This window comes from Desulfoconvexum algidum (assembly GCF_055382125.1).
Genome location: NZ_AP042394.1, coordinates 4,397,410 through 4,417,842 on the forward strand (window position 1 = coordinate 4,397,410; position 20,433 = coordinate 4,417,842).

At 44.9% G+C, this 20,433-nt stretch carries 19 protein-coding genes; 7 read left to right on the forward strand and 12 right to left on the reverse strand.

Translation table 11 applies throughout. The features are described 5' to 3' along the window. Positions 1-58: 58 nt before the first annotated feature. From ACZ45G_RS19925 to ACZ45G_RS19965, 9 genes are all read right to left on the reverse strand, one after another. The gene (locus ACZ45G_RS19925; protein ID WP_464172249.1) at positions 59-343 is read right to left on the reverse strand and encodes a hypothetical protein; all 285 of its coding nucleotides are present in this window, start codon (positions 341-343) and stop codon (positions 59-61) included. Continuing rightward, positions 340-1,047 (reverse strand): alkaline phosphatase family protein, encoded by a 708-nt coding sequence (locus ACZ45G_RS19930; RefSeq protein WP_464172250.1) that lies wholly within the window; start codon positions 1,045-1,047, stop codon positions 340-342. The genes ACZ45G_RS19925 and ACZ45G_RS19930 overlap by 4 nt, the downstream gene beginning before the upstream one ends. A gap of 61 nt (positions 1,048-1,108) precedes the next feature. Next, positions 1,109-2,473 (reverse strand): BatD family protein, encoded by a 1,365-nt coding sequence (locus tag ACZ45G_RS19935; RefSeq protein ID WP_464172251.1) that lies wholly within the window; start codon positions 2,471-2,473, stop codon positions 1,109-1,111. Between the two features lie 2 nt (positions 2,474-2,475). Further along, positions 2,476-3,171 (reverse strand): hypothetical protein, encoded by a 696-nt coding sequence (locus ACZ45G_RS19940; RefSeq protein ID WP_464172252.1) that lies wholly within the window; start codon positions 3,169-3,171, stop codon positions 2,476-2,478. 4 nt (positions 3,172-3,175) lie between these two features. Beyond that, positions 3,176-4,114, reverse strand: a complete 939-nt coding sequence (locus ACZ45G_RS19945) for a VWA domain-containing protein (RefSeq protein WP_464172253.1) — start codon at positions 4,112-4,114, stop codon at positions 3,176-3,178. Beyond that, positions 4,095-5,084: a VWA domain-containing protein gene (locus ACZ45G_RS19950; RefSeq protein WP_464172254.1), complete on the reverse strand. Its 990-nt coding sequence runs from the start codon at positions 5,082-5,084 to the stop codon at positions 4,095-4,097. Before ACZ45G_RS19950 ends, ACZ45G_RS19945 begins: the two co-directional genes overlap by 20 nt. A gap of 7 nt (positions 5,085-5,091) precedes the next feature. Further along, positions 5,092-5,616 (reverse strand): DUF4381 domain-containing protein, encoded by a 525-nt coding sequence (locus tag ACZ45G_RS19955; RefSeq protein WP_464172255.1) that lies wholly within the window; start codon positions 5,614-5,616, stop codon positions 5,092-5,094. After that, positions 5,613-6,554: a DUF58 domain-containing protein gene (locus ACZ45G_RS19960; RefSeq protein ID WP_464172256.1), complete on the reverse strand. Its 942-nt coding sequence runs from the start codon at positions 6,552-6,554 to the stop codon at positions 5,613-5,615. Before ACZ45G_RS19960 ends, ACZ45G_RS19955 begins: the two co-directional genes overlap by 4 nt. A 43-nt stretch (positions 6,555-6,597) precedes the next feature. Next, a complete protein-coding gene (locus ACZ45G_RS19965; RefSeq protein WP_464172257.1) occupies positions 6,598-7,581 on the reverse strand; it encodes an AAA family ATPase in 984 nt (327 codons plus the stop codon). A gap of 715 nt (positions 7,582-8,296) precedes the next feature. On the opposite strand from ACZ45G_RS19965, the gene ACZ45G_RS19970 reads away from it, so the two are divergent. Genes ACZ45G_RS19970 through ACZ45G_RS19980 form a run of 3 tightly spaced genes read left to right on the forward strand, consistent with a single transcriptional unit; the run spans position 8,297 to position 12,774 of the window. Beyond that, a complete protein-coding gene (locus ACZ45G_RS19970) occupies positions 8,297-9,367 on the forward strand; it encodes a TRAP transporter substrate-binding protein (RefSeq protein ID WP_464172258.1) in 1,071 nt (356 codons plus the stop codon). Between the two features lie 30 nt (positions 9,368-9,397). Then, positions 9,398-11,299: a TRAP transporter large permease gene (locus ACZ45G_RS19975; RefSeq protein ID WP_464172259.1), complete on the forward strand. Its 1,902-nt coding sequence runs from the start codon at positions 9,398-9,400 to the stop codon at positions 11,297-11,299. A 32-nt stretch (positions 11,300-11,331) separates the two neighbouring features. Next, the gene (locus ACZ45G_RS19980) at positions 11,332-12,774 is read left to right on the forward strand and encodes an aryl-sulfate sulfotransferase (protein WP_464172260.1); all 1,443 of its coding nucleotides are present in this window, start codon (positions 11,332-11,334) and stop codon (positions 12,772-12,774) included. 80 nt (positions 12,775-12,854) lie between these two features. Here ACZ45G_RS19980 and ACZ45G_RS19985 read toward each other — a convergent pair whose 3' ends face one another. Continuing rightward, entirely contained in the window at positions 12,855-13,724 is an 870-nt protein-coding gene (locus tag ACZ45G_RS19985; protein ID WP_464172261.1) for a glutaredoxin family protein, read from the reverse strand. A gap of 472 nt (positions 13,725-14,196) precedes the next feature. Between ACZ45G_RS19985 and ACZ45G_RS19990 the strand changes: the two genes are divergently transcribed. The 4 genes from ACZ45G_RS19990 (at position 14,197) to ACZ45G_RS20005 (ending at position 16,694) form a co-directional block, all read left to right on the forward strand. Then, entirely contained in the window at positions 14,197-15,489 is a 1,293-nt protein-coding gene (locus ACZ45G_RS19990; RefSeq protein ID WP_464172262.1) for a DEAD/DEAH box helicase, read from the forward strand. Positions 15,490-15,594: 105 nt separating this feature from the next. Further along, complete coding sequence (locus ACZ45G_RS19995; protein ID WP_464172263.1) at positions 15,595-15,795, forward strand: cold-shock protein; 201 nt, start codon at positions 15,595-15,597, stop codon at positions 15,793-15,795. A 101-nt stretch (positions 15,796-15,896) separates the two neighbouring features. Beyond that, complete coding sequence (locus tag ACZ45G_RS20000; RefSeq protein WP_464172264.1) at positions 15,897-16,040, forward strand: hypothetical protein; 144 nt, start codon at positions 15,897-15,899, stop codon at positions 16,038-16,040. 195 nt (positions 16,041-16,235) lie between these two features. Next, positions 16,236-16,694, forward strand: a complete 459-nt coding sequence (locus ACZ45G_RS20005; protein ID WP_464172265.1) for a ferritin family protein — start codon at positions 16,236-16,238, stop codon at positions 16,692-16,694. Positions 16,695-16,789: 95 nt separating this feature from the next. Here ACZ45G_RS20005 and ACZ45G_RS20010 read toward each other — a convergent pair whose 3' ends face one another. Next, positions 16,790-17,815, reverse strand: a complete 1,026-nt coding sequence (locus ACZ45G_RS20010) for an NAD(P)H-dependent glycerol-3-phosphate dehydrogenase (RefSeq protein ID WP_464179979.1) — start codon at positions 17,813-17,815, stop codon at positions 16,790-16,792. Positions 17,816-17,856: 41 nt separating this feature from the next. Next, positions 17,857-20,433, reverse strand: a complete 2,577-nt coding sequence (locus ACZ45G_RS20015; protein ID WP_464172266.1) for a BatD family protein — start codon at positions 20,431-20,433, stop codon at positions 17,857-17,859.

Genomic DNA, 20,433 nt, shown 5'->3' on the forward strand with positions numbered 1-20,433 from the left:
GTGTTAATGAATATTTTTCTTTTCATTAGACGCTTCTTCATTTTTAAAAAACACCTGTTTATTGGCTGAAAATCTCCTCCAGCACATACCCGGAAGAACCTGACGGAGGTTTCGCGCCCACATACCGGCTAAGGGTCGGGGCAATATCTATTGCATGCACACGGCGGTAGATATGAGCTGGTGGAATCCTAGCACCTGCAAACATAATGGGGACAAAGGTATCATATCGCCAGGGGGAACCATGGGTGCAGGTGACTTCCAGCCCGTCAAAATCATTGATAAACCAGTGGGGTTCAAAAACAATATAAATATCGCCGGATCGCATGGGGTTAAAATTATTCAAAATTTCACCCATTCGGGGTATTTTTCATAATAGTACGAACTGGTAACAAATTCACCGGTGGACTTTGAAAACCAGAATGCCTTACCAGAATGGCCTGCCATGGATACAGCTCCCCTGTCTTTTACGGAAACACCAAATACCTTTGATTCTCCGGCTGTATGGATGGAAAGCTCATCAGAAAATGTGGATACCATTATGTTTGAAGGGGAACGACCGCTGGTGCCGGCTTTTTTCTGGGTGGGGTCAATCTCGTTTTTTTTGTCAACATCGGCATCTTTAGAAAGCAGTTCATACCGGTCATCTTCAATATTATAAACGGTCCGTCCTTTTTTCCTGTCCAGCCAGACATTGGCAATCATGCCGTGGGCTGACGGATGGGCGCCGGTGGCAAGGGTGGTGTGTCCCACTATGGTTTCTGTATTTGCATGGTCATGGTCATGGTCATGGTGGGCATCCATGTAAACCGTTCCCTTTTCAATCAAATATTTAAATCCGCCCTCGGGCAGCCGGTCATAATACCGAAAGGGAAAATCCCCCCGAATCTGGTCAATGGTGATCTGAAGAACCAGCTTCGGCGCTGATGTGGGCGGACCTGCGAAACTGTTTGAAGCACCTCCCCATGACAGGACAAGAAAAACTGTCAAAACAAGTATGACTATGGCAGAATTTCTAGGTTTTAATAAACGGACAGAGTTGTTCCACATCTTTAGTCTCCTTTGTGATTTTTTGATCTGTCTTCCAAAGACATATGCTTCATCATTTCAATTAAGGGTTCAAGGGTTCAAGCCTGTTGGGCTTTGTTACCTCGCCGCGGCTTTTCAAGTAATATTTGCGGTACTGCCGGACAAGATCCAGCAGTTTGACTGCCAGTCCAGGGTCTATGTTCTTTTCCACCCCCGGTTCACCATAGGCCTGCCGCTCAAGGGCGGTAAATACCACCAGAAGGTCAGGGTCATGAAATGTGGCGAAACGCTTCCTTATTGACCAAGAAGAATTCGATAAGGGCAGGGTGTCAGATCTCAGTCGATTTATCCAAACGAAAAGGGCTTGCAGGGTTTTCTCATCATTGTTTGACCGGCAGGCTGTTTCAAAGGTTTTGAAAAATTTTTTTTCAGATACGGCACGACGCTGATTCCATTGCGCATATCGTCCCAGAATCGATTTCCTGATCCAGAACAGTCCAAAACACATCAGCACAACGATGAAGATCAACAAAACAGCTTGTCGGGAAATCGAATCAAATATTTTTAACTGATTATCCATGGCCGGATCGGCTTTCGTATACTGGGGGTTGGCAGACACGTTCAGTACAAGCGGGTCAAGGCGTTCAGTTCTTAATTCTTTTTTTTCAAGGTCAAACCAGTAGAAAACGATTTCCGGAATCTCGTATTTACCTTCCTGTTCACAGACATAGGTGATGATTTCCCTGAGTTTTCCTGAAAATTCGCCTCGTTCCATGCGGTCATCAACCGAAGACGGATTTTCATAAATCCCAAGTCCGTTAATTTTTTCGGGGCTGACCGGCAAAAATACCATGGCAGGAATATCCCTGGCTGTACGGGTAATGGTCTGTTTGAAGGCATCCCCGACCCTGGGATTTTCAGGTTTCGGGTCCCATTGGGCCTTAACGGTAAATTCACGGGTGGCGATAAGGGGGGTAATGTCTTTTGTTCCGGGAGGCCGGGTCACATTAATCTGTATCTCTTTGGTTTTATAGGTGCCCTCAACGGCCTTGTTGGTGCTGGTATCCATATAGGCAAAGGATACGGTAAAGGAAGGGATTGAAAACCGACCTTCCTGCTGGGGAAAGACGGCAAATTCATGGGTTTTGGTCAAAAATTCCATATCCTGTTCTCGTAAACTGCCCAGAACAGGCCGGTCTTCTATTTCCATGAGAATGAGACCGGAAACCTGGGGCAGTTCAAACCGGGGTACGCCGGTGAACCGTGTTTTTGAGTATAGAGTAATATAAAACGGGATTCGCTGGCCGGCATACAAGGGTTCTGCCTGTTTGATATCGGTTTGCATAAAGGCATTTTTTTGCTCTGCAAAACAGACAGGGGTAAACAGCCATGAAAAACAACAGATCAAGGTCATCACAAAACAATGGATATCTGTTTTTTTTCGCATGTTTATTTTTTCCCCTGATTCTTTTGTGTGGCGTTCTGATAGGCAAATTTGACCCTTAAGAAATCTTTGGGACTGGATTCAAGCCGTCTGAGCCAAAGAGAGCGCATCTGGGCGTCACTCATGGGTATCCCGCTATCAATCTGTTCAGTTTGATCTTGATTGGGCGATGGTTTTCTATCGCTGAAAACAATTTCATCCGCCGCAAGCATCCCACCTGTTCCCCCGTTATCATCTTCGGGCGGCAAATTTTTTTCTTTTCTGATTTTTGCAATTTCAAGATTTATCCGGGCAGGTTCCAGACCAGGATCAGCTTGAAGTGCCTGCTCAAGGCTTTTTATGGCATCATCATAAAGTCCTGCCATGATAAAGGCGGTCCCCTGGTTAAAAATAGAAATAGCGGATGCGTTTCTGGAAAACAAGGTCGCAGCATCTTTAAACTTTCCGTCCCTGTATAGTGCGGCGGCTTTTAATCCTGAATTCGTGAATGCCGTGACGGCTTTTGGGTAGGCCTTTTGTTTCATGTACCACTGCCCCTGCTGGTCAGCGGTCAGGATAAGGGACAAAAATGATCGCCTTCCTGAACTGTCAACGGGCAAAGAGAGATAGGCATATAAGATCCAGACGGCGGAAAGGCTCAATACCAGCACAAGGCTATAGGATTTCATCATATATTTAGCACGGCCCAGGTTGTTTATCACGTGTCTACTCCCATTGTATAATCCATCCCTGACGAAACCAGAAAAGCCCGAGCAGTGCAATCAGGGGCACCAGGAAATATCCGGCGTCTTTCCAACGGCTGCTCTCATTCTCCGCTAAAGCAGCTGAAAAATGAACCTGAATGTTTGAGGCCAGCTGTTTGACATCATTGTCATTTGCCGTGACAACGGTTAAAGAGGCGTTCAGGGCACTGACCGCCTTTTTCAGGTTCCCTGGATTCAATTGCCCCTCTTGGGCACCGGCCACGGCAAAAATATGGACAGCTGTATTTGACTGACTGCGGTAGGCTTTTAAAAGGTCTGCCTGGTTCGGAGAGATATCATCTAAAATCAGGAGAATGGAACCGATACTATTAGATTTTTCAAGCCACTGGTCACAAAGTTCCAGCGCCCTGACAATATCATCACCTTTCTGGGGCATGATCTCAGGTGTCAATTCTCCTGCAAAGGTGGTGATGATAGCAGGGTCAGTGGTCAGCGGCATTGCCAGATGGGCACTGCCGCTAAAGGCCACAAGACCTGTTTTTGCACCCGGTCTCAGCTCCAACAGGTCTTTTATTTTCTGAACAGCCCGGGTCAGCCGAGATGGCTGAACGTCTGTTAACAGCATGGAATCGGTCACTTTTAAGGCAATCATCATGGCTGCTGTATCCTCGGAAAAGGGAGACGGTTCCATCTGAAATGCAGGACCCGCCAGGGCAGCAATAGCGAAAAACCATACAGCAGACAAAATCATCAGGGGGTGAAAGCGATTTTTGCGGTCTTCTCCCACAATCAGATGGACGAGCAGATGCGGCGCGATGATCTGTTTGTAGGCAGCCCGATCCTTTTTCCTTTGCATGGCATACAGGACCAGGATTGCCGGAATCAGGGCGATCCACCACAGGGGGCGCAAAAAATGAAAATTATTCAGCAGCAGGGTCATGGCCCCTCCCTTTTAAAACGCGGAAGAGGTTATAGGCAAAGGAAAGCAGGAACATGGCGGCCAGGGGCCAGAAAAAAAGGTCCTGCTTGGGACGATAGCTGATGGTCTGATTTTTCAGGGTGGTCAGCTGGTCCAGCCGGGTGTATATCTGTTCGAGTTCTTTTCGGTTGCCAGCCCAAAAGTATTCCCCGCCGGTTTTTTTCGCAATGGATCTTAAGGTGACTTCATCCAGTTTTTCTTCACCCACGGCCGTCGGATCGCCTATGGCTATCGTATAAATGGTGATCCCGTTGTCCTTTGCAATGGCCGCCGCCTTTTCCGGAGGCACCAGACTACCGGTATCATTGCCGTCCGTTAAAAGGATCAATACCTTTTCTTCCATCTGACTTTTTTTAAACAGGGGAATGGAAAGTCCAATGGCATCTCCGAGCATGGTCCGGGGACCGGCCATCTGAACCTGGGCCTCATCCAGCAGGACTCTCAAGGCATCCAGGTCATCGGTAAAGGGTGCCTGAACAAATGCAGCAGAGCCAAAAAAAATCAACCCCACCCGATCTCGTTCGCGAAGGGTAAAAAAATCATCCAGCACTTCTTTTACGGCTGTCAAGCGATCGACCTTGTTCCCATTTTTATCTGTAAAATCTTTGGCACCCATGGACCCGGAAAGGTCCACTGCCACCAGAAGGTCTCTTGACGGCAGGTCTTTGACAATGGGAGGCGAGATCCACTGGGGTCGTGCAAGGGCGGTGATGATCAGCAGCCAGCAGATAATAATCAGGATCATCTGGTGTTTTTCTTTTGTCTGAACAGCAGATCCTCGTTCAGGTGACAATCCGGCCATCTGTGCCATCTGGTCAAAAAACGGGGTTAAAATGGCTTTCCTCGATTCTTTGTAGGCCGGGAAAAGGATCGGTATGATAAAGGGGAGGGGAACCAGGATAAACATCCATATGGTGTTAAAGGCAATCATGGTCTTTCTATTCCTGCTCCGTTTTATGTTTTTTTATCCATTTGCCAATGGCTATTATCAGTGCCATAAAGTCACTTTGGGAAACCGCACTGATCCGGTCCGGGGTTTCATACGCGCAAACCAGCAAAAGACGGCCGGGGTCACCTGAAAAATCGGTCGTTCTACCGTGTTCATTCAAGAATTCAAGCCACCTGTCCTGGCTCAGGGCCGCCACCGTTTCCCGGCTGTAGGCTGAGATAGCGGTCTGTTTTAACAGTTCGGGCAGTGTCATGGCTGCCCTTCTTCGCTGTCCAGGATCGCTATCCGTCAGGATGATTTTTTCAAGCCGGTCCAGCCGCTTTTGTGCCTCCCGCCGGTATCGGTTCGCCTGGTATGCCCAAAACAACCGGTAACCCTGGCGGATCAAAAAGAATGCCAGGAGAAATGCTGCTGCACCCCATGCCGGGGCAGGCGGAAAGAAACCAATGGAATCAGGAACAATGATATCTTGAAGCTCCGAAAGGTTTCCGGTGAGGTTTATGGGGGTGCTCATAATTCGACTTTCTTTTTTCCCAGCAGCATACGGATCTGCTCTGCTACATCCTGGACTGTATCCACTGGCAGTACCGGTACCCCATAACCAGACAGCCTTTCCAGCAAATTTTCATACCGGGACACCAGGATCTGTGGGCCTCTTTTCTGGATACTGTCCTGCCCTAAATCCATCATGATCTGCCGTTCTCCATCACTGATGACAATATTCCCCTTGTCCGGCAGTTTTTTTGCCCTGGGGTCATAAATGAAAAACACGATCACATCATTGTGCCTGGAAAGCAGTCGAACCTGGCGATGGGTTTCATCCGTCAATCCGTTAAAATCGCTGATTACAGCGATGATGTGGTCGTGGGGGGCTCGCCTATTCACGGTATCCAAAGCTTTGTCCAGCATACCGCTGTCCGTGACGATTCCCCTGTCAGCACCCAGTTCATGGTTCAAAGCAGAGATGGTCTTGAGGATGTGTAAAACCGTTTTCTGACTTCGCCTGGGCTTAACATGAATGAGCTTTGCATCATTGAACACCACACACCCGGCCCGATCCTGGGACTTCACCATTTGCCAGGCAGCCAGAGCCGCTAATTTTGCACCGATCACGGATTTCATATTCACCTTTGACCCGAAAAACATGGAAAGGCGCTGGTCTAAAACAAGCATGCAGGGCCGCTCTTTTTCCTCGCTGTAAACCCGGACCTGGGGCTTGCCCGTTCGCCTTGAAGCTTTCCAGTCAATGGTTCTTGTATCATCTCCCGGCAGGTAATGACGAAGTTCTTCAAAATCAAGACCCCGGCCTCTCAATCGCGAGGCATGCCGCCCGGATAAGAGACTTTGAACCGGCTGATTTGAAAGGAAGCTGAACCCTTTTGCCTGAAACTTCATCTGGATCAGCTCTTCAAGGCTGGCATAGACACCGGGTGTCGTTTGGTCTTGTTCCATAGACGATAATCCGTTTAAGAAAATTTGAAGTTATTTATGCCTGTCAAACCGCTGCAACAAGCTTGAGTATCTCAGTGATGACCTGGTCCTGATCAACCCCTTCTGCCGTGGCCTCGTATGTCAAAATAAGCCTGTGACGAAGGCAGTCATGGGCAATGGCCCTGACATTGTCCGGGGTCACCATGTCTTGTCCGGCAAGCCAGGCATGGGCTCTTGAAACTTTATCAAGGGCAAGAGATCCCCTGGGACTTGCTCCCACCTCAATCCAGCGCTCAAGATCTTTGCTGTATTTTCCCGGATTCCGAGTCGCACTGATGATGGCAACGATATATTTTTCCATGTTTTCAGAAATATGAAGTTTTCCGATTTCATCCCTTGCCTGAAAAATAACCGCCTGTTCAACAGGGCCGGCATGCTGTTTCTCTTGTTTATCCCTTTCTTCTCCCCGGACAAGACGAATAATTGCAAGTTCCTCTTCGTCTCGGGGATAATCCATGGTGACATGCATTAAAAACCGGTCCATCTGGGCCTCGGGAAGCGGATAGGTGCCTTCCTGTTCAATCGGATTCTGGGTGGCCAACACCATAAAAAGTTCCGGCATTTTCCGTGTTTTTCCGGCAACCGTTACCTGTTTTTCTTCCATGGCTTCAAGAAGCGCGGCCTGAACCTTGGCCGGTGCCCGGTTGATCTCATCGGCAAGGATAAGGTTGTTAAATATAGGGCCGGGTTGAAAGGTAAAGGTCTCTTTGTCTCCGGAACTGTAAAAAATCTCCGTTCCCGTAATATCCGAGGGCAAAAGATCCGGAGTGAACTGAATACGGCTGAGTCCCGCATTGATATTTTTGGCAAGGGCTTTTACCGCACGGGTCTTTGCAAGACCGGGAAGCCCTTCCAAAAGAATATTTCCCCCAGCAAGGAGCCCAATCAAAATTCTTTCCACCACTTGTTCCTGTCCGATAATGGACTGTCCGATCAAGGATTTGAGTTCAAGAATCCTGTTCACTATACTTATCTGATGGTCTGTCATTCAAGATCTCCAAATGAGTTTTGGTTATTCAATGACTTCAAAAAAGCGATATGATTTTTGTTACTATTACTATGATTTTTATTACTATAAAGATAAATCCCATAAACGTCAATAAAAAGTAAAAACAACAAAGCCTTTTACAAAAATAGGAGAAAAGAAGTCGCACTACCCTTGGCAGAACTAACCATCAGCAGGTAAGCAATTTATATGATTTGATGGATTCTGCATATGATTCTCCAATTATAAAACACCACAGCCGATCCTTGGGGCACATCCCAATAATTGACATGAATCCTCGTGACAATAAAGAAAGGAAACAGGAACTAAGAATCGAAGCCAAGCGTTTAAAACCCGGTTGATATCCGCGATACGTTACGAGCCGATATGGTGTCTCGGCCAGGGATTGCCCAAATTTGGTTTGTCCCCGAATATTTCGCACCTCATTTCCAGGTAAGTGTTCTGTTCTAAAATTTGTCTGTGCTGTCAACATTGTTTTCATATTGAAAATAATGTTGACAGCAGCATAATAAATTTTATCCTTCAATATTTGTGGTGCCAGCCGCTGCAAATATGGACGGGGAACAGAGAGTTTCTGTTTGATAAGGGAATCCATTGACTGGCATGTTTAATGCTGTTTGGCATATTATGTGACTATTTATTTTAGAATATAAATATATGGCGTGGAGATTAAAATTGTATTTTTAGGAGGAAACACATGAGGAAAACAACAGCAAAAAATATAGCCATCATTACGGTTTCACTTTTTTTATCTATTATTCTTTTTAGCCCGTGTGTTTTTGCAAAAAGCAAAAAATATAAATTAACCTTCACAACGATTTATATGGACAAACACCCAACTGTTAAAAATGCCTTTATTCCCTGGACAAAGGAAGTTGAAGCTCTCAGTAAAGGAAGGATAAAGTTGACTTATTTTAATCCTAACACCTTGTGCCCCGCAATAAATAATTTTGATTCTACCGTTAATGGCGTTGTTGATATCGCAGGTCAATACTGTGGACGAAACCCCGGTAAATTTCCTTTAAACGAGTTAATGGAACTGCCCATGATCGTTTCAAGTGCGGAATCAGGGAGCTTGGTTACATGGGCCTTATATAACAAATTTCAAGGTTGGCAAAACGAATATAAGGACATTAAAATTTTGTGGCAATGGGCCAGTGCGACCTATCAGATTCATACATCCAAAAAGATGGTTAAAAATATAAATGACCTCAAAGGAATGAAAATTATCGGGTGGAGTCCTAAACTACTCAATATGTTGACAGCATTGGGTGCCAGTCCATTGCAAATCAGCCCCACAGACACCTATCTTGCACTCCAGAGAGGCATGGCGGATGGTGTGCTTTGTCCACTTGCACCTGTAAGATCATATAAAATTAGTGACGCTGTAAAATATCATACCATTATTGATATCAATGTTGGTCCCTTTTGGGCAGGGATGAATCGGCAATTGTGGGATGAACTGCCAGCTGATTTGCAAAAAATTTTGACTGATACCACTGGTGTCAGGCTTGCTCGTAAGAGCGGAAAAACCCTCGATGATGGCGCAAGAAGAGATGCTCTGTGGATGAAATCACTTGGACACAAGTTCTATGTTGTACCGGAAAATGAAAAAGTTGAATGGTTTTCCAAACTTCAGAACATGCGTGAAGTTTGGGTCAAAAAAATGAAAAAAAAAGGATATAAAAATGCCAGGTTAATCTTAAATGAAGCGGTTAAACTTGGGAAGGAATATGACAAGACAACAGGAAGAGGTTTCGCAGAATAATATATAGATTTATATTAAAGAGGCAAAATAATGGAAAAAAACAGACTCGATTCATTCATCAATAATTTGAATCAAAAAGTTATGCCGGTTGCCCAGAAATTCCATTCGGTAAGTGCATATATTGTTGGATTTATGTCTATTCCTATATTTTGTGATGTACTGTCACGAATGGTTTTGAACAAATCTATTCCCGGTGTGATTGAAATTGAAGAATTTATGATGATTTTTATCGTATTTTTGAGTCTTTCCCATCTTCAGTCCCAAAAAGAACATGTGAGTATCGATCTGCTTTTTTCACGTTTTCCCGAATGGATTCAGGATTTAGTGACCTGCTTTAATAATTTGGTATTATTTATTTTATTTTCATTGATGGAATGGCAGATAATCCTACAGGTTCAAAAAAAAATGGGAGAAGTAAGCTTTTCTCTTAATATTCCAATCTCTATTTTTCTTGGTGTGGCTGCATTGGGTATTCTGCTATTGATAGTTGTACTTTTTATTGATTTTTTGCAATCAATTTCAAATGTACGGAAAACCTGCCACTGGTCATGGCTGTTTATGGTTTTCGGTCTGGCAATATTGACAATGACATCGCCATTTATATTAAAAAATGTACTGTCAGAGCTGCCAAACGGTCTTTATTTAGGATTGGCAGGCTTTGGATTATTGATGGTATTGTTATTTTTAAATATGCCAATTGGAATGGCCATGGCCCTGACCGGTTTTTTAGGAATGGTATTAATAAGTCACCGTTTAACAGCTCCTTTGAGCATTCTGGGCATTGCCCCTTATCATACCACAGCATCCTTTATCCTTGCAGTTGTCCCTTTATTTATTCTAATGGGAGAACTGGCTTTTCATTCAGGGATCAGTCAGGACCTTTTTGATGCTGCCAATAAGTGGTTGGGGCAATTGCCCGGTGGCCTGGGAATGGCTTCGGTTGCAGGATGCGCAGGGTTTGCAGCAGTCTGTGGTGACAGCATGTCTACTGCTGTCACCATGGGAGCTGTATCGCTTCCTGAAATGAAAAAAAGAAACTATAAAGGAAGCCTGGCAACAGGCTGTCTGGCAGCAGGAGGCACTCTGGGAATTTTGATCCCCCCCAGTGTAGGGTTTATTTTTTACGCAATCATAACTGAAGAGTCCGTTGGAAAACTTTTTATAGCCGGTATCTTACCGGGTTTTTTACTGGCAGCAATGTTCATGGTTTGTATTTATTTAATGGCTAAAATAAAACCAGATTTGGCACCCAGGGGAGACAGTGCCTCTTTTAAAGAAAAACTGATCTCTTTAAAAGGAATTGTTCCCATGCTTATGCTATTTATTGTAATCCTTGGCGGAATCATTGGCGGCATTTTCAGCCCGACCGAAGGCGGAGGAATCGGTGTTATGGGAGCATTCTTATATGCGCTGGCAAGACGTCGTATTTCATGGGAAAATCTTATCAAGGCATTTCATGAAACTGCAAAATTGACCACAAAACTTTTAATGATTCTTATTGGCGTGGGGATTTTAGGGTATTTTCTTGCTGCCACAAGACTGCCGTTTATACTGTCTGATTTTGTGACACAATTGCCATGCGGACGATTTGTTATACTTATCAATGTACTGATACTTTTTATTGTACTGGGATGTTTGATGAATGTGATACCCATGATTCTTCTTACATTACCAGCCATTTACCCATCTATACTGGCATTGGGATTTGATCCAATCTGGTTTGGTGTAATTACTGTAATTGTTATGGAGATGGGGCAGATCACCCCTCCCATTGGCGTAAATGTTTTTGCGTTAAGCAGTGTTGCTGAAGATATTCCAATGGTACAAATTTTTAAAGGGGTCATCCCGTTTTTTATCTGCATGATTATCTGCGTTGCAATTCTTATTCTATTTCCATCAATTGCAACATTTCTACCCGATATTTTGTTTTAAATTAAAAAAGTTATTTTAGGAGGAAATTACAAATGACATATCCAAGTGTATACCCGACAGGAACAACAATTTATAACCCTGATAAATGCTGGAGTGGTTATACCATTTATACTGCAAGGGAAAAGGGTGCCTTATTAATAGACATGAATGGAAAAGAAGTTAAATTATGGGAAGGATTGCATGGTTTTCCACATAAAATTTTACCGGGCGGATATGTTTTAGGGCATCTTGGAGAAAGAAGCACTAAATACGGTATGCAGGACATGACAGATCTCGTGCAGGTGGACTGGGAAGGTAATGTAGTCTGGAAATTTAACCAGCATGAATACATTGAAGATCCCGGAGAGGAACCCCAGTGGATGGCAAGGCAACATCATGATTACCAAAGAGAAGGAAACCCGGTTGGGTATTTTGTACCCGACATGCCCCCTGAAACAGATAAAGGGAACACACTTATTCTATGCCATAAAAATATCAAAAATTCAAACATATCGGATAAGCTGCTACTGGATGATGTTTTTATTGAAGTAAACTGGAATGGAGATATTATCTGGGAATGGTCTGTAAATGAGCATTTTGATGAGCTTGGCTTTGATGAAGCAGCTAAAAATATTTTGTTTCGCAATCCTAATATGAGAAGCGCTGGTGGCGGGATGGGAGACTGGATGCATATTAATTCAATGTCTTTGCTGGGGCCTAATAAATGGTATGAGAAAGGCGACCAAAGATTCCATCCGGATAATATTATCTGGAGTTCAAGAGAATCAAATATCATGGGGATTACCGATAAAAAAACCGGGAAAATCGTATGGAAAGTAGGACCCTATTATGATTTAGATCAGGCGCACAAGGAATTAGGCTGGATAATCGGGCATCACCATGTCCACATGATTCCAAAAGGGCTGCCGGGGGAAGGCAATATTCTGATATTTGATAATGGCGGATGGGCAGGGTATGGAGTTCCAAATCCCGGATCTCCTACCGGAATAAAAAATGCCATTCGGGATTTTTCAAGGGTTCTTGAAATTGATCCGACAACCCTAAAAATTGTTTGGCAATACACCCCCGAAGAAGCCGGCCTGGTTCATCCACCTGATGCAAACCGGTTTTACAGCCCATTTATCAGTGGACAGCAGCGATTGCCCAACGGTAATACCCTGATTACAGAAGGTTCAGGTGGAAGAGTTATCGAAGTAACAGCTGATCATGAAATTGTTTGGGAATACATCAGCCCCCATTGGGGTCAACATCTTAAAATGAATATGATATACAGAGCTTACAGAGTTCCCTATGAATGGGTTCCACAATTAAAGAAACCTGTTGAAACACAGGTAAAACCTGTTGACGTAACAACGTATCGTATGCCTGGTGCAGGCGCAGCAGGATGTAAAAATATTACCAAAGTCGCAGGAACCCTTCCTTATCAAGGCGATGTCGCTTTGTGTGTGGCAGAAGACAGCGAAGAATTAACCTAACAATAGGTTAATTTATGTAACTCAAAGTCAATATAATTTTTTGTATTGACGTTGAGTTATCAGAAGAAAAATAGTGGATTTTACGTCTCTATCTCACATGAAACCATGTATCTCCTGCAAAGAGTTCTGTATTTAAAAAATGCTGACGCCGGTAACGGCTCAATACTTAGCTCAGCAAGTGGATTAACAGGCGCTATAAAAAAAGGATGGTTTGTACTGCCGGTTGCTTTTTTTACAAGTTCGGCAGCCTGGGATGCTTCTTCAGGGGTAAGAAAACGGAGGTCACCATTTTTTCCATAAAAAACAGACACCGGCAGGATAATTTTGTATTCAACGGATGAATCTATTAATGAAAGACTTTGAAAAAGATCCTCCTCAGTAAGTGACATCCCTGTTACAGATTTATAAAAATCAGCAGTGCCACGCAGATAAAAAATCAGACGATCTATCAGTCTGCCCTTTAATAAAGCTTCTAATAATTTTGGGTTCTGCCCATCTGCTTCCATTTGAATCATCAATCCCTGTTGTTTAAGAAATTGAAGAAGGTATAAAAAATTTTCCTCATCCTGCAGGCCCTTTGTACAAATATTCAACCCGCTAATCCAGCCGTGTGTTAAATCGCTTCTTTTTACAAAATCATTAAGATTATCGCCTGTTAAAAGAAACGCAAGGATGGGCCCAACTCCCTGAAGAATTTTTCCTCCATCATAGAGGATGGGGAATTCAATCCCTTGCTTTCCCCTGAAAATATCGGGACGATTTTTTTTGTAAAATGATTTAAATTTGTCCTTCCCTTCTGATTTTATATCATATTCTTCATATGTAATTTTTTTTTCATCCATAAAAGATTTAACCATTTTGCAACGCACACAACCTGTTGCACTGAATAGCTGATACGGCATTGTCTCCTCCTGATATTTATTTTGTTTCCATTTATTATCCTCAACCATAGTAAGCAATTATAGTGCCATTTATAGGCGGATAATAAAAAATACAGGCCCCTGTATCCATGGCAACAAGTCATATTTATTAATGATTCTTCCCTATTATTTATTTTCCTTGCAATCTGTGGTCAATGGTGTAAGCTATAGGCTAACTTTACAAAAAGTAGAATCAAATTTTCCTTCAAGGTTGTCCTCGTTAACCTCGTTGTTTTTACAGCATCGTTCGTTGCGGTCGAAGTTTCTGCTGATTCATTAAACAGGAGAAGCCAGATGACACTGTATGTCATAAAGATTTACCGCACTGCAACAGAGATTTTCACGGACCATAACCCGCCGATTGCCCCTGATGCCTTCAACATAACCTGTTCAACCATTTCATCAAACAAATAAAAAAATTACCAGCGGATGTTAATGACGCCGCAGATCGGAAACCAGGGACACGCTCTGGCCGGTCATTACGTAATACACAGGAGTATTAATGAGTTTTAAAGAGTTTAAGTTTAACCCCAAAATAACCGCCGGCATTGACGCCTGCGGGTTTACCACCCCCACCCCCATTCAGAAACAAGCCATTCCCTCGATCCTTGAAGGTCGGGATATTCTGGGCCTTGCCCAGACCGGCACAGGAAAGACCGCAGCCTTTGTTCTACCCCTGCTCCAGCGGCTCCTGGACGGTCCCCGCAAACGAGTAAGGGCTTTAATTGTAGCGCCCACCAGGGAATTGGCCGAACAGATCCATGACGACATCGACAAGATGGCAAAACAGACCGGCCTGCGCAGTATTTCCATTTATGGCGGCGTGGGCAAGCATCCCCAGGTCAAAGCCATCCGAAATGGGGTGGAGATTATCGTTGCCTGCCCCGGCCGGCTGCTTGACCTCTTGAATGACAGGGCCTTTTCCCTGAGCGCGGTTGAAGCACTGGTTCTTGATGAAGCCGACCACATGTTTGACAAGGGATTTTTGCCCGACATCCGCAGGATCATCAAGCAGCTGCCCACAAAACGCCAGTCCCTGGTTTTTTCCGCCACCATGCCCAGGGAAATCCGCCATTTGGCGGAAAACATATTAACAAATCCGGTAACCATTCAAATCAACCACACCCAACCGGTACTTTCAATCTCCCATGTCCTTTTCCAGGTGGCAAAAGCCAGAAAGACCTCTTTACTCAAGAGCATCATCCAGGAAAAAGAGATGTCAAGCACCTTGGTCTTCACCCGCACCAAACACAAGGCAAAAAGTCTGGCCCTGCTCTTGCAAAAAGCAGGCTTTAGTGCGGCATCCATCCAGGGCAATCTTTCCCAGCAAAAACGCCAACAGGCGCTGAACGGGTTTAAAGACGGCACCTTCAAAATTCTGGTTGCCACGGACATAGCCGCCAGGGGCATTGATGTTCAGGGAATTTCACATGTGATCAACTATGATGTACCAGATACTGCTGAAGCCTATACCCACCGCACCGGACGTACGGGCCGGGCAGCGTGTACCGGTGAGGCACTCATCTTTGCAGGCCGGGAAGACGATAAAATGATTTCTATCATTGAGCGCACCTTGGGTAAAAAGATGGTCAGGGAAACAGCCCCTGGTTTTGACTATGATCCGAGAGAAGATCTGATTGAAGAGAAAAAAGAACGCGCTCCGCGGCAACCAAGAAGAAAGAAACCTGCAGTGACCGGACGAAGAAGAAGCCAGCACAGCGGCGGTAGCGGTGTTTTTTCCCTGGCTTCCAGCGGCAGAAACAGCAGAAGCAGGAGCCAGGGCGCACAACAATAACCGATTTTGTCTGGACACCCAGACGTCCAGTCGACGTATCACATGATACCTCGGCTATATAAACAGCGGTTCCGATAGGAACCCATCGCAAAGGAGTATTACAACATGGCTGAAGGTACAGTAAAATGGTTTAATGATTCAAAAGGTTTTGGTTTTATCGAGCAGGATGGTGGCAAGGATTTATTTGTTCATCATTCAGCAATTCAGGCAGAAGGATTCAAATCCCTGGCTGAAGGTGCACGGGTAACATTTGATGTTGTCGACGGTCCCAAAGGACCGGCAGCTGAGAATGTTAGACAGTTATAAACACTGGTATTAAGCATTGAAAAGACCCCGCAACGCTGCGGGGTCTTTTTTTTATCGCAGACGTTTTGCGGCCAACCCACAACATTCAAAGGAAATTTATCTTGTTCAAACCAAACTATTCATTTGAAAAACGGCAGAAAGAATTAGCAAAAAAGAAGAAAAAAGAAGAAAAGAAACAGCGCAAACTGGAAAAACAAAAAAATCCAGTAATAGAAGAAGAGAATGAGTCCCTCAAGGAAGAATAGCCGTCTATAGCAGATTTTTTCGATCCCTGGGGCAAAAAAATGACACCTGTGGATCAATGATTTCTACCATGGGTTTTTCTTGCGGTCATTTCCATTATGGTCTATTATGAACCAGGGATAAATCATGGCGACTTCTTCGAAGACAAGGGGAATGGTAGTGACTTTTTAACCGCTTAAAACCATATGGAGGCTATCATGGATTTGGAACGCTACAAACAGGTAATTTCAGATGCGATTAAAGGCGAAATTGAGGCAAAAGAATTTTATACGAAGGTTGCCTTAAGAATCAAGGACACCTTTCTCACTGAATTGTTTGAAAAATTTGCCCGAGAAGAAGCAAAACATGAAAAAATCCTGACCGCCATTTTAAACAAAAAAAAAATGGACACCTCTTTTTTTAATTTTGAAAAAGATTTTAAGGTGTCTGAAACCATTGAAATGCCTGAAGTAAATGACGATATGGATCTTAAGAGTGCCATTGGCATTGCCATGAAGAATGAAGAGCTTGCCATGAAAAAATACACAGTCCTTGCAGACAATTGTGATGACCCACAATTAAAGAAGGTATTCCTGGACCTTGCCTCCATGGAACGGGACCATAAATTTAAGATGGAAAATAGTTTTGTGGATGTTGCCTATCCAGAAGTCTGGTAAGCCAAAAAGTCAACGGGCCTGTTTTAAAAACAAAAAGTCGTTAAAACATAAGGCCCGTTAAAACAATAGACCCGCTAATAAAAAAACATAGCAGGTCAGAGAACCCCGTCCAGTTCATGCTTCAAAGACCGGTTCATTAACCGCGCCACGGTCTCATCCACAGCTCTTCCTTCAAACAGGACCGCATACACCTCATTGCAGATGGGAAGGTCCACCCCCAGTTTTTTAGACAAATTGTATACGGACCGGGTAGTTTTCACCCCTTCTGCCACCATTCTCATTTCAGAAATGATATCATCCAGTTTTTTCCCTTGTCCAATCTGCTTGCCAACGGTATAGTTCCGGCTCAAATCACCGGTACAGGTCAGCAAAAGATCCCCCACACCTGCAAGGCCCGACAAGGTTAACGGATCCGCCCCCATTTTACTGCCCAAACGATTCATCTCTGTCAATCCACGGGTGATCAATGCCGCCCGGGGGTTCAGTCCCATCTTCATGCCATCGCAAATACCTGCGGCAATGGCCACTACATTTTTCACGGCCCCCCCGATCTGGGTTCCCACGGGGTCATCATTGACATAGACCCTAAAGGTGGGACAGGAAAATACTGCCTGGACATATTCGGCCACCCCACGGTTTTTGGAAGCCGCCGCCACAACCGTTGGAACCTTTGCAGCCACTTCCTTGGCAAAACTGGGGCCGGACAGAACCGCAAAATTTTCCTCGGGGATAAAATCAATGTTTTCGGATAGAATGTCTGTCATGGTCTGATGACTTACATTTTCAATACCTTTGGAGGCAGTTACAACGATGGTGTCCGGGCTTATAAATTCTTTCATTTCCAGCGAAACATTTCGCATACAATGGGAGGGGACCACCACCAGGACCAATTCCTTGTTTTTCACGACTGTTTCAAGGTCATTGGAAGGGACAAGATTCTCCGGCAGTTCAAACCCGGGAAGAAATATTTTATTTTCCCGTTCTTGTTCAATCTGCTCTTTCACATCGGGCTCAAACACCCAGAGATCAAGGGGAAATCCTTTATCAGCCAGCAGTTTTGCAAGGGCGGTTCCCCAAGCGCCTGCTCCCACAACCCCAATCCGTGTTTTGGCAATATCTATATTCATTATACCCTTCCTGACCTGATAAGGTCTTTAAAAAATTATATCACTTTGGCAGCGCCGGGTTTCACCCACCCGATACGGCCCTTGGCCAGCCTAATTTTTAAATATCCGTTTTTATGGCCCTTTACCTGGACCCGGGTGCCGGCATGGAGCTCAAACAGCTTGGTTGATGTTTCCATTATCCCTGACCGCACAGCGGCTGTATTCTGTACAATCACGGCCATATTTTTAGCCCGGCCCCTGTAATCTTCCATCCCTGACACCAGGGACAACACAACCAGCAAGGTGATAAGCCACCAGCCTATTCCTGCAAAAATGGATTTTTGCCGAAACCGTTGTACCCCAGCCCAGAGGAAAAAAAGCCAGGAAGCGACAATGGCAACTGTCTGAATCCATTTTAAAGGCACAAGTCCCTGCCAGAAGAAAAGGATATCCGTCAAGGTCACAGGGGAATCTATCTTATCTTTGACAAGGGTATTGGCATAGGCCAGGTTAAACAGCAGGTCCGGGTCCTCAGGAGCGAGACGCTTTGCACGTTCATACCATAGGATGGCACTTCCCAAATCATCGGCTTTCAAATAAGCATTCCCGATATTATAAAACAGATCCGGATTTACCACCCCAGCGGCAATGGTTTCAAAACTTGCTGCCGCATCTTTAAATTCACCGGCCTTGTATTGTTTTATCCCGTTAATAAAAGGCCCGGTAAGATCAGGCAGAGCAGGCAGATCCGCCGGGTCACCGGCAGAATGCAGGGCACCAATCGCTCCCGCCACCTCCTTGGCATAACCCGGGGGAGGATTGTAAAGGAAAAACCCCAGGCAACAAAGGATGATACAAAGCTGCTTGATAATCTGTTTGACCTGCCCCAGGGAAAGGGGCTCTTTTGAATTGTCTTGTGTCCCTCCCCCAAATCGGGTAGCATCCAGGTTTTCAAGAAGGGTCACCACCTCATCAATAACCCCGGCCCTTGTCCCTGCTTGTGTCAAGATCTGTCTTGCCTCGTCACAGGTAAGGCTTTCCCCTTGTTTGTTGCCCTTTGCCAAAATAGCTGCAATAAGCCCTGTCTGGGCATGGTTTAAAAAAGATTTACCCGAAACCGCCCGTTTTTGGGCTATTTTCAAGGCCTGCCTGGCCCTTTGACTCATCAGGGTTTCATTGGACTTTTCCCGGGTTTTAAACCCGAGCACAACACAAAGGCATCCATAGAGAACTCCCGGCACAAACACCAGCAGGAGAAACAAAGGAAACCCCAATTGATAGGTACTGGAAAGGATGGAGATACTCTCTTTGATATCCAGTATATCCTTGTTGACCATCACCACTTCCTGTTTTTGTCCGGCAAAATCTGTGTTATTGCCCCCGGGTCCAGCACTCCCCCCCAGGGTTTCTCCTGGTCTGGAATCTGTTGCCGCAATGGATGCCGCTGCCATAAGAACAATTTCACGGGTTTTAATCGTCTTATATTCCCCTTTGGTCACATCAAAATAGGTCAGGAAAAAAGAAGGAATCACCAAGGGCCCTTCCTTTAGAGGCACCAGGGCATGCTTGAATATTTTTTTACCTGAAAACCCATTTTTTGTAGCAGCCATCTCTTCTGTGGGGGTATCGTCATAAACCTTGACCCGCAATGGATCCAGGTTCAAAGACGGAGACCCGGCATCCATGATATTCCCCTTTCCCTGGATGGTAAGGGTCAAAGTGGCGGATTCCCCGGCTAAAAGAGTGGGTTTATCAATGGCAGACGCAATGGTAAATTGCCCCACAAGACCTGAAAAGGGTTGGTCTCCTGTATAGGCAGGAAGCGGTCTCACTTCAAGTGCGACCCCATTGGAAGCAACCTGGATCGAGCGTGTACGGGCAGATGAAAAAAAAGAATCATTAAACAAGGAATTCATGGGATCAGTGCCGGACTGCTGTATCACATCTGCCATAATCACTGCCGGGTCAATCTCAAAACGACCCGGCTTTTGAGCCTGGAGAATATAAAATATCTCGGTTACCTGGTAGGGAATGCCATTGACGGTCTGGGTGTAATTTTTCCGTTGCTCAATTTCCTGGGCCGCAAAAGAATCAAGGTCAGGTGTTTTAAGGGAAGCCCTGGCAAACCTAAGAGCGGTATAAAGTTTAATGGTATAAATGGTCTGCTGGCCTACCACCAGATCGGAAGCGCCCACATGGGCTTCAACAAATATTTGTCTGGGTTGATTTGCCGACACAGGTGTTTTTGACACTAGGATCTGGATTTCCTTGGTGGCAAGGGTTTCTTTTTTTTGGGTAATTTTTAAGGGTGGAATCTTGAGCACCCCTGTTTTTCTCGGCACCAACTGGTATCGATAGATAACCTGGTGCTGCCATTGTCCATTGGTATAACTGCGACTGGTGGAGGTGCCAGATCGAACAATTTTAAAATCTTGAATGGGGGACAGATCCACCTCGGCTTGTCCTCCCTCAACAACAACCTGAAGGGAGACCCGATCTTCCGGGGATATCCGTGTTTTATCCACCTGGGCCATGGCCGTAAAACAATTTGCGGGTGCCGGCAGCAGCAATACCATGGCCAAAAGGATCATGGCAAACAAGGAGCTCTTCACTGGGATCAAATTTTCTTTCAT